The organism is Mucilaginibacter sp. (assembly GCF_041660805.1).
Lineage (GTDB): Bacteria > Bacteroidota > Bacteroidia > Sphingobacteriales > Sphingobacteriaceae > Mucilaginibacter.
In genome coordinates this window covers 1-18284 of the sequence record NZ_JBAZVP010000053.1, presented here as the reverse complement: position 1 = coordinate 18284, position 18284 = coordinate 1, and the positions used below count along the sequence as shown (strand labels likewise).

The following is an 18284-nucleotide window of genomic DNA, read 5'->3' as shown; positions in this document are numbered from 1 at the left end:
GATATGCTTATGAGTGGGTAAATAACACATCTGCTGACGCAGGTTCGCATCATTTTAAAGGCATTGTAAATCCTGATCTGATCCAACAAGTAAATTCATTTAAGCCAGCTGCCCTATTAGTTTTTGGCTGGGCATATCATAGCCATCTAAAAGCTATCCGATATTTTAAAAATAAATTGCCGGTATATTTCAGGGGAGATTCCACCTTGCTTGATGAACAACCAAATTTAAGATCAACATTAAAAACCGTCTTCCTGAAATGGGTTTACAGGCATATCGATCATGCTTTTTATGTAGGCACAAACAATAAAGCTTATTTTAAAAAGTACGGTTTAAATGATGGTCAGCTCACTTTTGCGCCACATGCTATTGATAATGATAGGTTTGCTGCCAGCTATAATATAAAAGCAGAAAAGCTTCGTAATAATTTGGGTATACCTGCCGAAGCCATATTAATATTGTTTGCCGGTAAACTGGAAGATAAAAAAGCGCCTTCATTATTGTTAAAAGCTGTTATAAACTTAAATCAACCTAACCTGCACCTATTGTTTGTTGGGGATGGGGTATTACAAAAACAGTTAAAAGAAACTTCGGCAGCGAACAGTAATATTCATTTTATCGATTTTAAAAACCAATTAGAAATGCCTGCAATTTACCAGGCATGCAACTTGTTCTGCCTGCCATCAAAAGGTCCCGAAGAAAGTTGGGGACTTGCCGTTAACGAAGCTATGGCTTGTAAAAAGGCAATTTTGGTATCAGACAAAGTTGGCTGCGCAATTGATCTGGTAAAAGAAAACTACAACGGTGGTATTTTTAAAAGTGGTGACCTAGGCGACCTGCTTAAGCATTTAACTCTCCTTACGGAATCAAAAGTTTTGTTAGAAGAATATGGTGAAAACTCAGGTAAAATGATCAAGAATTGGAGTTTTATAAAAATTGCAGAAGCAATTGAAAACAAATTACTGCATGAAAAGAACTGACAGAATTAAACTTGATTTTACACGTAATTGGAATTTTCCCGGCAAGGAGCGCCTTTCGCATCTGTTTAAACCATCAGACCAGTTAAAGCAAACTATAAACAATGGCATTGTTTGGCTAAATAACGAAGACATTGCTATTTATACCACGGCCGATAATTATATTGAATGGACCATTTTAAGCACCGGCACTTATGAAGATGAAATAAATAAGCTGATAAGGATTTCATTAAGGCCGGGAGATATTGCTATAGATATTGGCGGTAATATTGGTTTACAGAGTATTAGAATGGGGCAATGTGTTGGTAACGATGGAAAGGTACTGGCTTTTGAACCACTTAATTACTTACGCGAAAAATTTGAAAAAAACATCAGGTTAAACCGTTTAAATAACATCTCCCTATATCCTTTCGCGCTATCTGATATGGAAAGCGAGGCCGAATTTAACATTGATACCAAGGCCTGGAACCAGGGGACATTCAGCTTAAAAAATGCGCACGGCAGCGACAGGCAACAAGTAACAGTAAAAGTAGCTGATGACCTTACAGAGATCGGCTCCCTGCCTAAAATAGATCTTATAAAAATTGATGTAGAAGGCTTTGAATTTAATGTGCTGCGTGGTTTAAAGGGAACTTTGACAAAACATAAACCCCGCATAATTTTTGAATTTGACATTAATTACTGGACATCGCCGGGGCAGGATATTAATGAATGCTATCAATTTTTAAGCGATTTGAATTACAAAGTATATCAAATAACTTCTGTTGGCTGCGAGCTGATCATAAACGCGGGCGCAATAGTTAGCGGTAATTTATTTTGCATACAAGCATGAATAATAAAGGAGTTGAACGATACCTTGTACTTTACATCCCCTGGTTACTGGCTGTACTATTTAGATGGGACCCTATATTATCATACTTTACAGCCTGGTTAGGTAGCTTTGTCATATTTTATCTTACCCTTACCGGCTGGGTAAAACCTATTCCTAATGACAGACGCTTAAGTGAACAATTAATGCGCCCCCTATTCCTTATGCAAATAATATTTGCAGGGTTTATGTGCTGTACCACCATATTCTACTTTTTAAACACTTTGGGGTATGAAAATTTTGAAAAAACAAACATTTATACATTAACAGATACAAATAAATTAATGCTTATTGCCCAGTGCCAACGCTATTACAGCCTGGGGCATGCGGCATTTGTTACAGGTATATTACTGTGCATGAATTATTCTGAAAAGAAAAAGTACTATATTGAAAAAAACACGCTTGCCAATTTACTGTTAAGAATTGCACTGATAAGCCTTCCTGTAGCGGTAATATTTACCCGATTACCCGGCTTATCTCAATTTTCTTTACAATTTAACTCATTAAGTTTTATTGCGGGCACACTTGCACTGGCTTTTGCAATACCTTTAAAAAAGTCATTAAATACAATTATTTGCCTTGTACTATATGCATTTAACTTTTACCAGGCATTTACATCCGGCTTTAAAGAGCCTATAATAATAAGTGTTGTAGTCTTGGGCATATTTTTATACCCCAATTATAAAAAATTAGTAACTATAACATTTGGGCCGTTAATATTAGCTTTATTTTTAATTCTGCCTTCATACGTAAGTAATTTCCGTCAAAACGCATGGTCTGGTACAGATGCGGATGAATCATCACAGTTAGCCATTGATGCCGTACTCAATGATGAAGATATTGATGATTCAAACTGGACATTCTTTGTTTATAGATTAAGTGAGATAGATATGTTTACAACATTTGTTCAGTCTACTCCTATCACCGTTGACTATTATGGTACTACACTTTTAAAACAATCGGCTATAGCAATTATTCCGCGTGCAGTTTGGCCCGCCAAACCAATAACAGAAGATTTAATTATGGAACGCGTATACAAGGCGGGCGTAATTATGAGAGGCTCCACCGTATCTGCTAAACCCGCTTTTATTGTAGATGGTTACTTATCAGGCGGATTAATTGGCATCTTTATTTCTCTTTTTGCCTATGGTGCCATTGCACAACTGATATCTAACAAAGCCGAACATTTGTTTGGAGGTTACATTTTGGGGTCCGCACTTATATTTAGCGGTCTGTTCCAGATCTTTTGGCGGGGGTTAAGTTTTGAGTTTTTAATAAACTCGGTATTCTGGAGCTTTATAAGTATGATAATACTGCATCGTATTTTATTACGGGTTAAAATTTTAAAAAAGTATTGAGGATACTGCATATCACTGCTGCTTATAAACCTGCTTTTATATATGGCGGGCCAACCATGTCTGTCGCCCTTTTATGTGAACAATTAAGCGAAGCTGGCGCTTACATTGAAGTGTTTACTACTACAGCGAACGGGGTAGATGAACTTTCAATGATCCCGAATGAACCTGTAATTGTTGATGGTGTTATGGTCACTTATTTTACCCGTATCACTAAAGATCATACCCACTTTTCGCCTGCCCTGTTAAAAGCGCTTTTAGGAAGGATCAATGAGTTTGATATAGTGCATATTCACGCATGGTGGAATTTGGTTTCTGTTTTATCCTGCCACATAGCGTTTTTAAAAAAGGTTCCTGTAATTATCTCACCAAGGGGTATGCTTAGTAATTACACGTTTTCTAATAAAAATGTTGGTTTCAAGAATTTGATCCATAAAGTTTTAGGCAGGCGGCTATTAAAAAGAAGCCATATGCATGTTACATCTGCTAAAGAAAGCATAGCGGTAAGTAAGCTGGTTACATCTTTAAGTATTACAACTATCTCTAATTTTGTTAAGCTTGATGAAGAAAAAAACTATCCTGAAAAATTGGCTTTGCCCTATTTAAAACTGTTGTTTTTTTCGCGGATTGAAGAGAAGAAAGGATTAGATATTTTACTTGATGCCCTTAAATTGGTTTCAGTACCTTATCATCTAACAATTGCCGGTAATGGCAATAAAGATTATATTGATAGATTAAAGACTATTGCAATAAACAACCACATAGACGATAAAATTACATGGGCCGGTTTCTTTGGGAATAACAAATTTGATTTGCTTCATCAGCATGATCTGTTAGTTTTGCCATCGCATGATGAGAATTTTGGCAACGTAGTTATTGAAAGCTTAAGTGTTGGTACAGCGGTTTTAATTACCGAACATGTTGGCCTGGCAAATTATGTTACTGATAATAAATTAGGCTGGGTTTGCCAAACAACGCCACAATCGGTTAGCGATGCAATAAATGATATCGGCACCAATCATATGGATGACCTGAAAGAGATCGCCAAAATAGCGCCGGGTATTGTGCGCAGTGACTTTACCGGCCATAAATTAACGCAGGAATACATTAACCTTTACCAAAAAATTATAGGGAATGAGTGATTATAAAGATTATGGTTATCACAGCAGCCAAATGACCCATAATTTTAAATACACGCGGGATGCTTTATTAAAGCTGCTCGATAAAAATAAAAACAAGTGCATTTTAGATCTGGGTTGCGGTAATGGTTATTTAGTTAACTACCTCATTTCGTTAGGGTTTAATGTGTATGGTACGGATGCTTCTGAAAAAGGAATTATAATAGCACGGGAAACCAACCCTGATCGTTTTTTCGTGCAGGACCTATCTCCCGGGAAACTACCCGAAGAGTTGCAAAACCTGCCATTTGACACCATTATCTCTACCGAGGTAATTGAACACCTGTATGACCCCGAAGGCTTTATAAATTTCTGTAAAACGGCACTTCACACCAACGCGGAACTTATTATTACTACGCCCTATCACGGCTATATTAAAAACCTTGTACTTAGTTTATTTAACAAATGGGATTCGCACCTTAGTCCGTTATGGCTTGGCGGGCATATTAAAATGTGGTCGGCTAAAACCTTGAGTAAATTATTGACTGACGCGGGTTTTACAGTAACAAACTTTATAGGTTGCGGGCGCGTACCTTATCTTTGGAAATCCATGATCATTAAAGCCCGGTTAAATTGAACCTGCACTACTCTTTCATCATACTAACTTATAACGAAGAAGTACACCTGCCCAGGCTGCTTGCATCAATGGCTGGTTTAAATGCGGCTATCTTTATGCTGGATTCCGGCAGTACAGATGGCACTATAAACATTGCTGCAAATGCCGGGGCTATTGTAGCACAACACCCCTTTGAAAATCATCCAAAGCAATGGGACCACGCCTTAAAAACCTTCAACATACAAACGCCATGGGTAATATGCCTGGATGCTGATCATATCATCACTCCTGAGCTTCACAGGCGTTTACTTGCTTTTAAAGATGAGGATCATCAGCAGGTTAATGGGATTTACTTTAACCGTAAAAACTTTTTTAAAGGCCGATGGATCAGGTATGGCGGTTATTATCCGTTTTACCTGCTTAAAATGATGAGGTATGGCATTGGCTATTCGGATATCAACGAAAATATGGACCATCGCATGATAGTGCCGGGAAATACTATTATTTGGAAAGACGGCCACATCATTGAAGAGAATTTAAAAGAAAATAAGATCAGTTTTTGGATAGATAAGCATAATAAATACAGCGACCTGCTTGCTATTGAAGAAACTGAGCGGATACTGAAATTGAGGCACCAAACAGTAAAACCGCACTTTTGGGGCTCGCCGGATGAACGTACTGCCTGGCTTAAACAGCTTTGGTGGCAATTGCCGCGTTATGTGAGGCCAATGCTTTATTTTATTTACCGTATAATTTTTAAACTGGGTATATTAGATGGCCGTACAGGAATCATTTTTCATTTTATGCAAGGCTTTTGGTTTAGGTTAGTGGTAGATATTAAAATTGATGAGATCATCAAGCAAAACAAGCATGCCGAAAAATAAACCACAACTAAACCCGGCAATTGTATTTGTAATTAAGTTTCTTGGCCTGTTTGCCTTATTATATGGTTTTTATATCATTTACTTAAGCCTTACGGCGCCGGGTGGGCTGTACAGCCCCTTTTTAGATAAACACCTTAATTTTATTGCCTGGTTAAGATATGTATTAATAGAAAGCAGTTCGGCTACTCTTCAGCTACTTGGCTATCAAACAAAAACTAACATTACACAAATGCTGGTTGTAAAGCATAACATCATTAACGTTGGTTATGATTGTTTGGGCTTTGGGGTAATGACCTTTTTTACTGCCTTTGTAATAGCCTATCCGGGAGTATTAAAAGCCAAATTATACTTTTTCTTTGTGGGTATAATTAGTATACAGCTGCTTAATTTAGTCCGCTTTATGCTGCTTGCATTATATTGGAAACACTCTAATGTTTATATAACAGACCATCATACAATTTTTAATTTAATTGCTTACCTGTTAATTGCTGTAAGCATTTATTTTTACACCCGTTACCAGGATAAATATTTTAAGCTACATGCAGCAAACTGATCTGGCCTCTTATAATAATCACCCATATCACCCGGGAGGCAGTGGAATTAAGCGGATACTATGGTTTTACGTAAACGCTTTTATATTTAAAACAAGCCTTTTCCCCTTTAGTATTATCAAAATTGCGCTGCTTCGTATGTTTGGTGCTTCAATTGGCCAAAAAGTTGTTATAAGGCATCGGGTAAATATAAAATACCCCTGGCTGCTAAAAGTTGGCGATAATACCTGGCTTGGCGATGGTGTATGGATAGATAACCTGGTTATGGTAACTATTGGCCGTAACGTATGCTTATCACAAGCCACTATCTTGCAAACCGGCAGCCATAACTATAAAAAATCCTCGTTCGATTTAATAACCGGCAATATTGTACTGGAGGATGGTGTATGGATAGGTTGCGGAGCTGTGGTAACACCGGGTGTTGTTGCAGCGTCGCATTCGGTGCTTTCAACCGGTTCTGTAGCTACTAAAAACTTAGATGCCTATTCCGTTTACCAGGGTAACCCCGCTGTTAAAGTTCGCCAGCGCGAAATTCTTTAACCATATTTGTTTATGTCCGCAAAAAAATCCTCGCTTTATAAATTCATCCTTGGGGCTATAGGCACTGTAACAGTTATTTTGGGCATACTGGTACTGCTGTATCCTGCCGCAATTTTCCCCGATCCCAGTTGGGGGTTCCAGGTTATGCGGTCAATGGAATTAGGCGGCGGATTTAACATGCTCGTTAAGCCAGATCAGTTTGATCTGGCCAAAAACACAAGCGAATTCCTGACATGGTGGTCGCCCGGGCAATATCTGGTGCCCTACCTTTTTAAATTAGTTTTTACTGTAAACACCGGGCAGGCTGCAGCCATCACAACCACCATATGCCAAATCATAGGTTTAGCCGGCTTATATGCCTTCTTTAAAAAAGCAGGCTTTAGCCCGCTTATTAGCGCGTTAAGTTTGGTTTTGGTGATATGCCAGCAGGCATTTTTTAGTCCGTATATTTTTTATAACGGCGGCGAGGTATTACTCTTTGGTTTTTTTGGGTGGTTCTTATACGGATGCATAGTGTTCAATAAGCCCGGTATCAGGTTAGTACTGTTTGTATTGCTCACCGGTTGGATCGGTTTCATCTGTAAATCATCATTTATATGGATGTATGCCGCCGGGTTATTATTCATCTGGATCCGCCTTTCTGAAGGGCAAACTACAATTAAGGGCTGGATCTTAAAAGGGCTTTGGCCCGGCATCCCCGCTGTGATATCTGTAGCTTGCATCTATATTTTTTATCTCTCAAAAGGCATAAACCCATCGTCTTCATCGGGCGGGATAAAATTAACCTGGGAAACCTTTAGCTTCCCGCTTGCTTCGCCCCTGCTGTCAGGGTTCTCTGCTGATGACCTTTCAAACGGATTAATTTACCATAACGATGTGCCCATATTTAATTATACATGGGCTATTATCGTGTTACTAATACTGGCCATATTAAGCATAGCGCTTATCAGGGCCATATTGGTTTATATACCTAATAAAAATTACCGGTTAATGCTTATCGTATTTTACTCGGTATCTGTAGTGTTTTTTAGCTACGCCTATTTGCGGGAAATGGCTATATCATACGAGGCAAGGCATTTCAGGCTGATTGGTTTATTGGTAATACCCGGTACAGTATATTTGTTTGCTTATTTAAAACAGGCGTACAAAATTATGCTTGGCCTGGTGGCCTTATTTATAATGGCCTTTAGCCTGATGTTTTATATAGAGGGATATAAACGCATTAAAGATGAAAACCCGCACGGCGCATCGGGCATTGCGCAGCAGTTTATTGACCGGGAAGCAATGGATTATATCTCTAAGCTAGATAAACAAAGCCATAACGCCCTGTTTGTTTTTATCAGTCCGGATCTTGGGCTTGATATTGTGAACAACCGGTTCATAACCCTACAACCCTTAGGGCCCGACATCAGTATAAACTATGATGAATGGATACACAAGGGCCACTCGGGTCCTATCTACATACTTCTTCCATCAAAATATATTGGCATAAGGGCATCGGTATATTTAAAATGCTTCCCCGGATATAAAGGATTTTCGCTTAAAGAAATAAGCGGTGATTACGTATTGTACTACTCTAACAGTTACAGGTAAAACCTTACTTGTTTATCTCTTTCCAAAGCAGGTCTTTTAGCTCGGTAATGTTCTTTTGAGCTACTGACGATATGAATACATAAGGGATATCTGCCGGCACTTCTTTCTCCATCTCCTGCTGCAATTCGTCATCAAGCATATCTGATTTGGTAATGGCCAGCACACGCGGCTTATGCATCAGTTCGGGATTATACTCGTTCAGTTCTTTTAACAAGATGCTGTATTCTTCTTTTATCGTGCGGGCGGTATCAGCAGGCACCATAAATAACAGTACCGAGTTACGTTCAATATGCCTCAGGAAACGGATCCCTAAGCCCTTGCCCTGTGATGCACCTTCTATAATACCCGGTATATCCGCCATAACAAACGATTTGTTGTTACGGTACCCAACTATCCCCAGGTTGGGAACAAGCGTTGTAAAAGCATAATCGGCTATCTCAGGCTTTGCCGCAGATACAACAGACAGCAGAGTTGATTTACCCGCATTGGGGAAACCTACTAAACCTACATCAGCCAGTATTTTTAATTCAAGAATGTTCCAGTCTTCCTGGCCATCTTCGCCCGGCTGGGCAAAACGCGGGGTTTGCTTGGTGGCAGTTTTAAAATGCCAGTTGCCTAAGCCGCCACGGCCGCCCGTAGTTAATATTTTAGTTTCACCGTCGGTATTTATCTCAAAAAGCACTTCGCCTGTTTCGGCATTTTTGGCAATGGTACCCAGCGGTACTTCCAATATCTCATCACGACCGGTTTTACCGCTCCTTAATGAACTGCCGCCGCCATCACCATCTCCGGCAATAACGTGTTTACGAAATTTAAGGTGCAATAAAGTCCATAGCTGGGCATTACCTTTTACAATAACATGCCCGCCGCGGCCACCATCACCACCATCAGGGCCACCCATTGAGGTTAATATATCTCTGTGCAAATGTGAAGAACCCGCACCACCGTGACCGGAACGGCAACAGATCTTTACATAATCAACAAAATTTGAACCTTGAGACATAATGGAGGATTTCGAATATCGAATTTAAAATATCGAATTTTGAATAACAAATTTACACCCCGGAAATAAATCCGAAATTGAACATTCGAAATTCTTAATAAGCAGCTATAACAGAATTGATAGAACCAAAAATTTCATCAATTGATCCTATTCCGTTTATGCTTTTGTATTTGTTATGAGCTTGATAAAAACCTGCAACAGGCGCGGTTTTATCATTATATTCTTTAATACGTTTACGTATAATTTCCGGGTTGGCATCGTCAGGCCTGCCAGAGCTTTTGCCACGCAGTAACAAGCGTTGCTCCAGTTCGGCGTCGTTAACCTCAAGCGCTATCATGCCAGATATTTCTGATCCTTTTGATGCAAGCAGCTCATCAAGTGCCTCTGCCTGTGCTACCGTGCGGGGGAAACCATCAAAAATAAACCCTTTTGCATCTTTATTAGCATCAAGCTTATTGCTGATCATTCCTATTACCACCTTATCAGGTACCAGAACACCTTCATCCATCAGCTTTTTGGCTTCGCGGCCAAGTTCAGTTCCCTGTGCAATTTCATTACGCAGTAAATCGCCTGTTGATAGATGAATTAAACCGAATTTTTCTATAAGATTTTGTGATTGAGTACCCTTCCCTGCCCCGGGCGGACCAAATAGTACTAAGTTAAGCATCCCTTAATAATTAAAATTAAAAAAGCCTTTGGGAACAATACTCAGAGGCTTAACTTTTGGCACACCTGAAAAAGGGTAAAACCCGCCAGGTGAAATATGTGCACTTGAAGGGAGTCGAACCCCTAACCTCCTGATCCGTAGTCAGGTGCTCTATCCAATTGAGCTACAAGTGCATTTTCCGGCAATTGGTATTCTTACATCACAAACCGACATAAGACCCTTTTTTAACGGACTGCAAAAATAGAATTCTTTTCCATTCACTGCAAACTTTTTATCAATTACTTTACTTTTTCTGCAATTATCTCAAAATTTGGCAGGTCGCCGGCGTTTTCAAGTACCTCTGCATAAATGATATTCTGCTCTTCGTCAATAACAAAGGCCGCGCGTTTTGATACGCCTTTCATCCCAAAGGCAAACTCTGCATATAAAGCGCCGTACGCTGCCGATACATCCTTATTAAAATCTGACAGTAACGGAAACTGGTACGCGTTCTCTTCTTTGAACTTGGCCAATGTAAAAGGCGAATCAACAGATATACCTAATATCTGCGCGTTAAGGCCGTCATAATAACCAAAGCTATCGCGCATGGTGCATAATTGCGTGGTGCATACGCCTGTGAATGCCAACGGGAAAAAGTGGATAACTACCTTTTTACCCTTAAAATCTGCTAATGAAACCTCTTTAAGATCTGATGATGTTAATTTAAACTGCGGTGCAGCCTGGCCTGGTTGTAAAGACATAGTTGTTGTTTTTTACAAAAAAATAATAAATAACCGAACTACTTGCTCCGCGAATTGAAAATTAAAAAAAAATTACATTTAAAATATTTTTGTAAAAGCTTGGAAATGATATTTATTGATATACATTTGCAGTGTACTACTTAACTAATACACTAATGATACAATTCAATAATTTGTCTTTTGGGTACACCCGCAAAAAATTGCTTTATAAAAATTTGTCGCTATTAATTGAGAGTGGCAGTATATATGGTTTATTAGGGAAAAACGGTGCAGGCAAATCAACCTTGCTCAAAAACATGGTTGGCACATTATTTCCTGTAGAAGGTAATGTGATGATAAATGGCATGAACCCGCAAAGCAGGAAACCATCGTTCCTGCAAACCATATATTACATTGCCGAGGATGTTTACGTGCCATCGTTAAATATTAAACAGTACCAAAATCTGTTTGCTCCTTTTTACCCATTGTTTGATGAGGACAGCTTCTATCAATACCTGAAGGAATTTGAAGTGAGCGTTACCGGTAAACTGAATAAATTATCATTCGGGCAGCAAAAAAAGTTCGTAATCGCCTTTGCGCTTGCTTGTAATACCAGGGTATTACTAATGGATGAACCTACTAACGGGCTCGACATCCCGTCTAAAGCGCAATTCAGAAAACTCATTGCTTCTGTAATGAATGAGGACCGGATTATTTTTATATCCACCCACCAGATCCGCGACCTGGAGAATATGATAGATAAAGTAATGATAGTAGATGATGGTAACCTGTTGCTGCACTCTTCCATAACGGATATTGCCGAAAAGCTTTGCTTTAAAACCGTATCAGAAATACCGGCTGGTGTAAAGGTGCTGTATTCCGAAAAAATGCTGCGGGGTATTTCTGTAATAATGGAAAACCTTCATAACGAAGATTCGGCCCTGAACCTCGAACACTTGTTTAACGGTGTAACCGAAAACCCGGCAATGGCCAAACAACTATTCCCACTTAATTAAAACAGCTTGTTATTATGAACGATACGTTTAACCTAACCAGATTTGGCCTGTTGCTAAAAAAAACCGTTTTAGAACGGCCGGTACAACTTATTGGCCTAATGGGCCTTATACTTTGCTTTACACTTATTTTATATACGCTGGTGCTTTATGCTGTTGATTACGGGCCGGCACAAAACTTATCCTTTATATGGGGTTTTGTTGGTGGCGGCACAGTACTGGCATCATTTGTATTTGGTTATTTTAATACCAATGCGGGTGGCTCTGCATATTTAACGCTACCGGCATCTGTGCTCGAAAAATGGCTTTGTGGTATTTTAACAGCCGGGGTATTTTTCCTCTTTATATTTTTAGGCTTTTATAGGCTAATGGACTACACCTTCGTAACGGCCTACCATAACGGGCTGGACCGTACCAGTCCACTTTATCAAAAGCTGTATGACCATGTTTACGTATATCCTTTTTTCAACAACAATGTTGTAGAAAAAGTATATATCATGTGGGCTAATTTTGCAGGTGCAATGCTAATAGGCTCGTTGTATTTTAACCGTGTAGCTATTGTTAAGGTTGCACTGTTGGTGTGTGCGGTATTGGGAGGCATATATGGTTTAAATTTAGCCGTTGCCAGTATAATGTTTAATAATGTTGATGTTGCCTTCCCCTTTTATACCGTGCTGATAAAAGTACGATCTGAGGTGGGTAAAATTGAACTGCCACATGCGGTATCGCGTGTATCTGATATATTCATTCAGTATGTTTTACCTGCTGTTTTATGGATAACGGCCTATATAAGGTTGAGAGAGAAAGAGATTTAAAATGGATTTTAGAGAAAAACAAGCAATATACTTACAAATAGCCGAATATGTTTGCGAACAGATACTGCTTAAACAGTGGCAGCCCGGCAGCAAAATATTAAGCATCCGCGATTTGGCTGTGCTGATGGAGGTGAACCCTAACACAGTACAACGCGCCTATGATTTCCTACAGCAGCGCGAAATTATCACCAATAAACGCGGCGTAGGTTATTTTGCTGAAGACGCCGCTATTGATCGGGTGATCAACTTCAGGAAAGAACAATTTATAGAGAACGAGTTGCCCCTATTTTTTCGCAATATGTACCTTTTAGATGTACCTGCAGATGAAATAACCGCACGTTATAATGAATTTATCAAACAACACTTTAAAAATAATAATGATGAAAAATAAAACAGGCATTAAGCTAAGCACCGCCATACTGCTTTCCGTTTTGGTATTAATGGTGGTGGGTGTGTTTGCATCAAATTTGGTATTGAAGAACGTATACAACAAGATTGATAAAGGCGATCTTTACTGGAACTACAACCGTGTGTTGGAGCAGCCTTACAAACACCTTAAACTGGAGGGAGGTAATGTTACAAATATCATTTTCGAACAAAATAAGAAATCATCGGTACGGGTACTGAACGATTGGAGAGAATATGAAAAAGACGTTACGTTTAAAGCCTTTGTAAAAAACGACACCCTGCACCTTACCTTCCCAAACAAATATAAAAGCCTGGGCGAACGCGACTGGATGCGTCGTACGGTACTGGTACGCTTGTTTGCCCCGCAATTACTATCGATTGATGGCAGCGATACCAATTTTGAGTTACAAAAGCTAAAACAGGCCAATATCAGTATCAGTCTTAAAGGCAAATCGCGCCTGGAGGTAGAGAGTTATAATCATAATTTCGATACGCTTAATATTGCACAAGCCGATTCAAGCCAGGTGATATTTGAAATGGCCCCCGAGTTAAAAGGTACACAAACCATGAACTTTAATAACGTTACCGCCAGCCTTAAAGATTACACCATCCTTGATATTGGCCATGGTTACGCTAACCACCTCAATTTAAATTTAGCAGATAGCTCTGCTATTATTCTTTCAGGCAAATCGTTAAAAGCATTAAAACATTTATAAAGCGCTAAACCTAAATTCTACTTTAACTTTATTTAACACCTTGGTATTTAGTGATTAAATAACTTAGCATCAGCAAAACACTCAACCTATTCAATTGCTCATGATAAGGAATTTCATTAAAACCGCCTTCCGTACGCTTTTAAAAAACAAGGGTTTTACGGCTATTAACGTATTGGGCCTGGCATTAGGCCTGGCTACCTGCCTGCTTATTGTGTTTTACGTGGTTGATGAACTGAGCTACGACCGGTACAACACCAAAGCCGACCGGATATACCGTGTTAATATGGATATGAAATATGGCGGCAACGTCGCGTCGTTCGCTATTACACCGCCTCCATTGGCAGCAACCCTAGCCAATAACTTTCCCGAGGTTGAAAGAACGGCCCGGCTCATACATGATACCGGCGTACGTATTAAAAAAGGCAATGAATATATACAGGAGGAAAAGGTGGTATATGCCGACTCTGAGCTGTTCAATGTGTTTACATTGCCCATGATAGAGGGCGACCCTAGAACAGCGCTGTCTGAACCCAACACGGCCGTTATTACCGAAACCACTGCCAAGCGGTATTTTAACAATACACAGGCAGTAGGCAAAACGCTTACTGTAATGGGCAACATCAACTATAAAATAACAGGTGTTATTAAGGATATTCCAAACCAGTCGCATTTTAAGTTTGATTTCTTTTTGTCTCTGGCGGCACGTGCAGATGCTAAAAGTAACGAATGGAATAACTTTAGCTACACCACTTACATACTTTTTAAACCCGGTGCGGACCCTAAAAAATTAGAAGCGAAATTACCCGGAATATTGAAAAAGAATATGGGTACCAATTATGACCGGCTGGAGAAAAGCGGCAACTACTTTCATTTAAATATCACTCCACTTACCGATATCCACCTGCTATCAAACCGCCAGTACGAGCTTGGAGCAAACAGTAGTATAACATACGTTTACATATTTTCGGCCATAGCGCTGTTTGTATTGCTGATAGCCTGTATCAATTTCATGAACATGTCTACCGCCCGTTCGGCAAACCGGGCAAGGGAAGTGGGCGTACGTAAAGTGCTGGGCTCATCACGTAGTTCCCTCATTGCTCAGTTCCTGTCCGAATCTATACTGGTAACCATAGCGGCTGCAATAATAGCTGTGCTGGCCGCCTGGGCACTACTGCCGCTATTTAATCAAATATCTGGTAAAGAGCTTTCCATTACTTTGCAAACGGTCTTGTGGTTATCCCCGTCGTTACTCGTAATTATTTTGGTGGTTGGTGTAGCGGCAGGCTCGTACCCGGCATTTTACCTGTCGGCGTTTCAGCCAATTAGTGTACTAAAGGGCAAAGTGTCTACAGGCTTTAAAGGAGGTAATCTTCGCAATTTTCTGGTGGTATTTCAGTTCGCTATTTCAATCTTCCTGATCATCGGTACGCTGGTAATTTACAACCAGCTCAACTACATACAGAAAAAAGACCTGGGCTTTAACCGCAACCAGGTAATGGTTATAAAAAATGTTGATGTGGTAGACGATGCAAAAACATTTAAACAAGAAGTTAAACAACTTGCCGGGGTCGAAAACGCCTCGCTAAGCGGCTTTTTACCAACCGGCGTTGTAAGGGCGCCCGATGCTGTGTTCCGCAATAAAACCTCTGATCCTAAAAACGCGCTGTTTACAGAGGTATGGCCCATTGATGAAGATTACATAAATACTATGGGAATGGGCATTGCTAAAGGCCGGAATTTCTCTAAACAGTTCTCAACAGATTCGTTGGCGGTTATCGTAAACCAAACAGCCGCCCGGATGCTGGGCATTGCTAATAATCCTATTGATCAAAAAGTATACAGGCCATCGGGCAATCCAAACGAGCCTTTAAAAGAATTTCATGTTATCGGCGTGGTAAAAGATTTCAACTTTAGTTCGCTGAGAGACAATATTACCCCGGTAGTTATGCTGCTGGCGGATGATAAAGGCGCGTTGAGTATAAAAGTAAATGCCAAAAATATAAAGCCTCTTATAGCTCAGGTAGAGCATAAATGGAATGCCTTATCGCCTAATCAGCATTTTGAATATTCTTTTATGGACGAGGATTTTAACCATGCTTACCGAACCGAGCAGCGTACAGGCACACTATTCTTATCATTTACCACGCTTGCTGTAATTATTGCATGTTTGGGATTATTTAGTCTGGCTGCTTATGCAGCAGAACAGCGCAATAAAGAGATCGGCATCCGCAAGGTATTGGGGGCAAGTATTTCCAGTATTGTTACTATGCTTTCTAAAGATTTCATTAAACTGGTGGCTATTTCATTTATAATAGCCGCGCCACTGGCCTGGTTAACTATGCAACAATGGCTGCAGGGCTTTGCTTACCGCCAAAGCTTTCAATGGTGGATATTGGTATTAGCAGGTGCCGGTGCGGTAATAATCGCTTTAATAACCATTAGCGCGCAATCGTTTAAAGCAGCCATGGCAAACCCGGCAGACAGTTTAAAGAGTGAATAACAGGTAAGCTAAAGGCTTTGCCTGTTTAACTATTCCCAACCCTCTTTACGCATAGCGTAGAGAGGGTGATCCAGCGAAGCGTAGATCGGGTGAGTCATCGCAAACATAAAGCGCTTCATCAGGGTTACTAATGCTGATATTTACATCCTATGAAAGCCATCATTATTACCCAACCCGGCCCTCCGGAAGTTTTGCAATTAGCCGACAGGCCCACGCCTGTAATGGCCGACAATGAAGTATTGGTGAAAGTAATGGCCGCGGGCGTTAACCGGCCAGATGTAGCACAGCGCAAAGGCAATTATCCGCCGCCTGCAGGTGCACCAAAAGATATTCCCGGACTGGAAATAGCAGGCATTATTACCGAAACAGGATCAAATGTGCAACGCTGGAAAATTGGCGATAAGGTATGCGCCCTTGTAACAGGTGGTGGTTATGCCGAATTTTGCAACGTGCCTGAGGGGCAATGCCTGCCTGTTCCTGAAAACTTATCCTTTGCAGAGGCTGCTTCATTGCCCGAAACATTTTTTACTGTTTGGAGTAATGTGTTTGACAGGGCTAACCTGCAACCCGGCGAAAGTCTGTTGGTACATGGCGGCTCAAGCGGTATTGGTGTAGCAGCTATACAAATGGCAACAGCCCTGGGCAGTACGGTATATGTAACCGCGGGCAGCGAAGAAAAATGTATTTTTTGCGAGCAGCTTGGGGCCGCAAATGCCATCAATTATAAAACAGAAAACTTTAGCGAAACCATATTACAACTTACAAGTGGTAAAGGTGTTAATGTAATTTTAGATATGATAGGCGGCGATTACACTCCCCTAAATATTAAATGCCTTGCAGATGATGGCCGCCTGGTAATGATCAACGCTATGAGGGGGAAGGATGTACAGGTAGATCTTGCAGCCGTAATGCGCAAACGGCTCAACCTAACCGGCTCCCTGCTGCGGTCGCGCGATACCGGATTTAAAAGCGCCATTGCCAAAAACCTGGAAGAGCACATTTGGCCATTACTGGCATCGGGCAAAATAAAACCCGTTATCTACAAAATATTCCCTGCCAATGAGGCATCAAAAGCGCATGAATTAATGGAAAGCAGCGAGCATATAGGGAAGATCATGTTAAGTTTTGAAGATTTATAACGCAGCATATAATGTCTTTAGCTTCCCAAAAAATGCCTTATTAACTCATCAGGTATGATTTAAAATCATATCAATAATACTTGCCATAAAAAGTTTACATAACTATTTAAATATTTGGTTATAAACCTTAACTTTGCGCCTCTGAAATGGTACCGTCTTGTATTAGGGGTATGTATTTCATTTAAAATTCTTTAAAACACCAGGTTATATATGCCAAACATTGGAAAAATATCAAGGATCATTGGTCCGGTAGTTGACGTTAGTTTCGCTAATGATGCACATCTTCCTAAGATTTATGATGCGCTTGAGATTACAAAAGACAACGGACAAAAAATTATTTTAGAAGTTCAGCAGCATTTAGGTGAAGACCGTGTACGTGCAATCGCCATGGACTCAACAGATGGTTTGCTGCGCGGAATGAATGTTTTAGATACCGAAGCGGCTATAAAAATGCCGGTTGGTGAAGGAATCAAAGGCCGTGTATTTAACGTAGTTGGTGATGCAATTGACGGTATCCCTGCTTTAGATAAAACTAATGGACGCCCTATCCACGCAACTCCTCCACGTTTCGAAGATCTATCTACCGAAACTGAAGCATTGTTTACAGGTATCAAAGTAATTGACCTTTTAGAGCCTTATGTAAAAGGTGGTAAAATTGGTTTGTTTGGTGGTGCAGGTGTTGGTAAAACAGTATTAATTCAAGAACTGATCAATAACATCGCGAAAGCTTATGCAGGTTTATCTGTATTTGCAGGTGTAGGTGAGCGTACCCGTGAAGGTAACGACTTACTGCGCGAGATGC

Annotated in this window: 18 protein-coding genes, 1 tRNA gene and 1 pseudogene; 16 read left to right on the top strand and 4 right to left on the bottom strand. The window is 40.2% G+C overall.

Annotated elements, in window-relative coordinates:
- The 9 genes from WC743_RS27470 to WC743_RS27430 all read left to right on the top strand — a co-directional run.
- Positions 1-980, top strand: a 980-nt coding sequence (locus WC743_RS27470) for a glycosyltransferase family 4 protein (protein WP_373016762.1), incomplete at its 5' end; no start/stop codon positions are given.
- A complete protein-coding gene (locus WC743_RS27465; protein ID WP_373016761.1) occupies positions 967-1809 on the top strand; it encodes an FkbM family methyltransferase in 843 nt (280 codons plus the stop codon). The genes WC743_RS27470 and WC743_RS27465, both read left to right, overlap by 14 nt.
- Positions 1806-3203, top strand: coding sequence for an exosortase Y-associated Wzy-like protein (locus WC743_RS27460; protein ID WP_373016760.1), 1398 nt, complete (start codon positions 1806-1808; stop codon positions 3201-3203). The genes WC743_RS27465 and WC743_RS27460 overlap by 4 nt, the downstream gene beginning before the upstream one ends.
- A complete protein-coding gene (locus WC743_RS27455; protein ID WP_373016759.1) occupies positions 3200-4342 on the top strand; it encodes an XrtY-associated glycosyltransferase XYAG1 in 1143 nt (380 codons plus the stop codon). The genes WC743_RS27460 and WC743_RS27455 overlap by 4 nt, the downstream gene beginning before the upstream one ends.
- Complete coding sequence (locus tag WC743_RS27450; protein WP_373016758.1) at positions 4335-4955, top strand: class I SAM-dependent methyltransferase; 621 nt, start codon at positions 4335-4337, stop codon at positions 4953-4955. The genes WC743_RS27455 and WC743_RS27450 overlap by 8 nt, the downstream gene beginning before the upstream one ends.
- Entirely contained in the window at positions 4952-5818 is an 867-nt protein-coding gene (locus WC743_RS27445) for a glycosyltransferase family 2 protein (protein ID WP_373016757.1), read from the top strand. Before WC743_RS27450 ends, WC743_RS27445 begins: the two co-directional genes overlap by 4 nt.
- Positions 5805-6371 carry an exosortase Y gene (xrtY, locus tag WC743_RS27440; protein ID WP_373016756.1) on the top strand — a complete coding sequence of 189 codons (567 nt, stop codon included), beginning with the start codon at positions 5805-5807 and terminating at the stop codon, positions 6369-6371. The genes WC743_RS27445 and xrtY overlap by 14 nt, the downstream gene beginning before the upstream one ends.
- Positions 6358-6909, top strand: a complete 552-nt coding sequence (locus WC743_RS27435) for a WcaF family extracellular polysaccharide biosynthesis acetyltransferase (protein ID WP_373016755.1) — start codon at positions 6358-6360, stop codon at positions 6907-6909. Before xrtY ends, WC743_RS27435 begins: the two co-directional genes overlap by 14 nt.
- 12 nt (positions 6910-6921) lie before the next feature.
- Complete coding sequence (locus WC743_RS27430; protein ID WP_373016754.1) at positions 6922-8502, top strand: hypothetical protein; 1581 nt, start codon at positions 6922-6924, stop codon at positions 8500-8502.
- Positions 8503-8506: 4 nt separating this feature from the next.
- Here WC743_RS27430 and obgE read toward each other — a convergent pair whose 3' ends face one another.
- The 4 genes from obgE to WC743_RS27410 form a co-directional block, all read right to left on the bottom strand.
- Positions 8507-9505: a GTPase ObgE gene (obgE, locus tag WC743_RS27425; protein ID WP_373016753.1), complete on the bottom strand. Its 999-nt coding sequence runs from the start codon at positions 9503-9505 to the stop codon at positions 8507-8509.
- A gap of 94 nt (positions 9506-9599) precedes the next feature.
- Positions 9600-10172 carry an adenylate kinase gene (locus WC743_RS27420; RefSeq protein WP_373016752.1) on the bottom strand — a complete coding sequence of 191 codons (573 nt, stop codon included), beginning with the start codon at positions 10170-10172 and terminating at the stop codon, positions 9600-9602.
- Positions 10173-10271: 99 nt separating this feature from the next.
- Positions 10272-10345 (bottom strand) — tRNA-Arg (locus WC743_RS27415).
- A gap of 105 nt (positions 10346-10450) precedes the next feature.
- On the bottom strand, positions 10451-10912 hold the full coding sequence (locus WC743_RS27410) for a redoxin domain-containing protein (RefSeq protein WP_373016751.1): 462 nt from the start codon (positions 10910-10912) through the stop codon (positions 10451-10453).
- Positions 10913-11067: 155 nt separating this feature from the next.
- Here WC743_RS27410 and WC743_RS27405 point away from each other — a divergent pair, with 155 nt between their 5' ends.
- The 7 genes and pseudogenes from WC743_RS27405 to WC743_RS27375 all read left to right on the top strand — a co-directional run.
- Positions 11068-11907, top strand: a complete 840-nt coding sequence (locus WC743_RS27405) for an ATP-binding cassette domain-containing protein (RefSeq protein WP_373016750.1) — start codon at positions 11068-11070, stop codon at positions 11905-11907.
- Between the two features lie 14 nt (positions 11908-11921).
- On the top strand, positions 11922-12719 hold the full coding sequence (locus WC743_RS27400) for a hypothetical protein (RefSeq protein WP_373016749.1): 798 nt from the start codon (positions 11922-11924) through the stop codon (positions 12717-12719).
- A 1-nt stretch (position 12720) separates the two neighbouring features.
- Entirely contained in the window at positions 12721-13110 is a 390-nt protein-coding gene (locus tag WC743_RS27395; protein ID WP_373016748.1) for a GntR family transcriptional regulator, read from the top strand.
- Positions 13097-13843: a hypothetical protein gene (locus WC743_RS27390; RefSeq protein ID WP_373016747.1), complete on the top strand. Its 747-nt coding sequence runs from the start codon at positions 13097-13099 to the stop codon at positions 13841-13843. The genes WC743_RS27395 and WC743_RS27390 overlap by 14 nt, the downstream gene beginning before the upstream one ends.
- A gap of 100 nt (positions 13844-13943) precedes the next feature.
- Complete coding sequence (locus tag WC743_RS27385) at positions 13944-16343, top strand: ABC transporter permease (RefSeq protein WP_373016746.1); 2400 nt, start codon at positions 13944-13946, stop codon at positions 16341-16343.
- A gap of 149 nt (positions 16344-16492) precedes the next feature.
- The gene (locus WC743_RS27380) at positions 16493-17482 is read left to right on the top strand and encodes an NAD(P)H-quinone oxidoreductase (protein ID WP_373016745.1); all 990 of its coding nucleotides are present in this window, start codon (positions 16493-16495) and stop codon (positions 17480-17482) included.
- A gap of 210 nt (positions 17483-17692) precedes the next feature.
- Positions 17693-18284: pseudogene (locus WC743_RS27375) on the top strand (F0F1 ATP synthase subunit beta); the annotation flags it as partial.

Bases quoted from the DNA above. Each gene is read 5' to 3' on its own strand.
- WC743_RS27465 (WP_373016761.1), top strand. From the start codon at position 967: ATGAAAAGAACTGACAGAATTAAACTTGATTTTACACGTAATTGGAAT.
- WC743_RS27460 (WP_373016760.1), top strand. From the start codon at position 1,806: ATGAATAATAAAGGAGTTGAACGATACCTTGTACTTTACATCCCCTGG.
- WC743_RS27450 (WP_373016758.1), top strand. From the start codon at position 4,335: ATGAGTGATTATAAAGATTATGGTTATCACAGCAGCCAAATGACCCAT.
- xrtY (WP_373016756.1), top strand. From the start codon at position 5,805: ATGCCGAAAAATAAACCACAACTAAACCCGGCAATTGTATTTGTAATT.
- WC743_RS27435 (WP_373016755.1), top strand. From the start codon at position 6,358: ATGCAGCAAACTGATCTGGCCTCTTATAATAATCACCCATATCACCCG.
- WC743_RS27430 (WP_373016754.1), top strand. From the start codon at position 6,922: ATGTCCGCAAAAAAATCCTCGCTTTATAAATTCATCCTTGGGGCTATA.
- obgE (WP_373016753.1), bottom strand. From the start codon at position 9,505: ATGTCTCAAGGTTCAAATTTTGTTGATTATGTAAAGATCTGTTGCCGT.
- WC743_RS27420 (WP_373016752.1), bottom strand. From the start codon at position 10,172: ATGCTTAACTTAGTACTATTTGGTCCGCCCGGGGCAGGGAAGGGTACT.
- WC743_RS27410 (WP_373016751.1), bottom strand. From the start codon at position 10,912: ATGTCTTTACAACCAGGCCAGGCTGCACCGCAGTTTAAATTAACATCA.
- WC743_RS27405 (WP_373016750.1), top strand. From the start codon at position 11,068: ATGATACAATTCAATAATTTGTCTTTTGGGTACACCCGCAAAAAATTG.
- WC743_RS27400 (WP_373016749.1), top strand. From the start codon at position 11,922: ATGAACGATACGTTTAACCTAACCAGATTTGGCCTGTTGCTAAAAAAA.
- WC743_RS27395 (WP_373016748.1), top strand. From the start codon at position 12,721: ATGGATTTTAGAGAAAAACAAGCAATATACTTACAAATAGCCGAATAT.
- WC743_RS27390 (WP_373016747.1), top strand. From the start codon at position 13,097: ATGATGAAAAATAAAACAGGCATTAAGCTAAGCACCGCCATACTGCTT.
- WC743_RS27385 (WP_373016746.1), top strand. From the start codon at position 13,944: ATGATAAGGAATTTCATTAAAACCGCCTTCCGTACGCTTTTAAAAAAC.
- WC743_RS27380 (WP_373016745.1), top strand. From the start codon at position 16,493: ATGAAAGCCATCATTATTACCCAACCCGGCCCTCCGGAAGTTTTGCAA.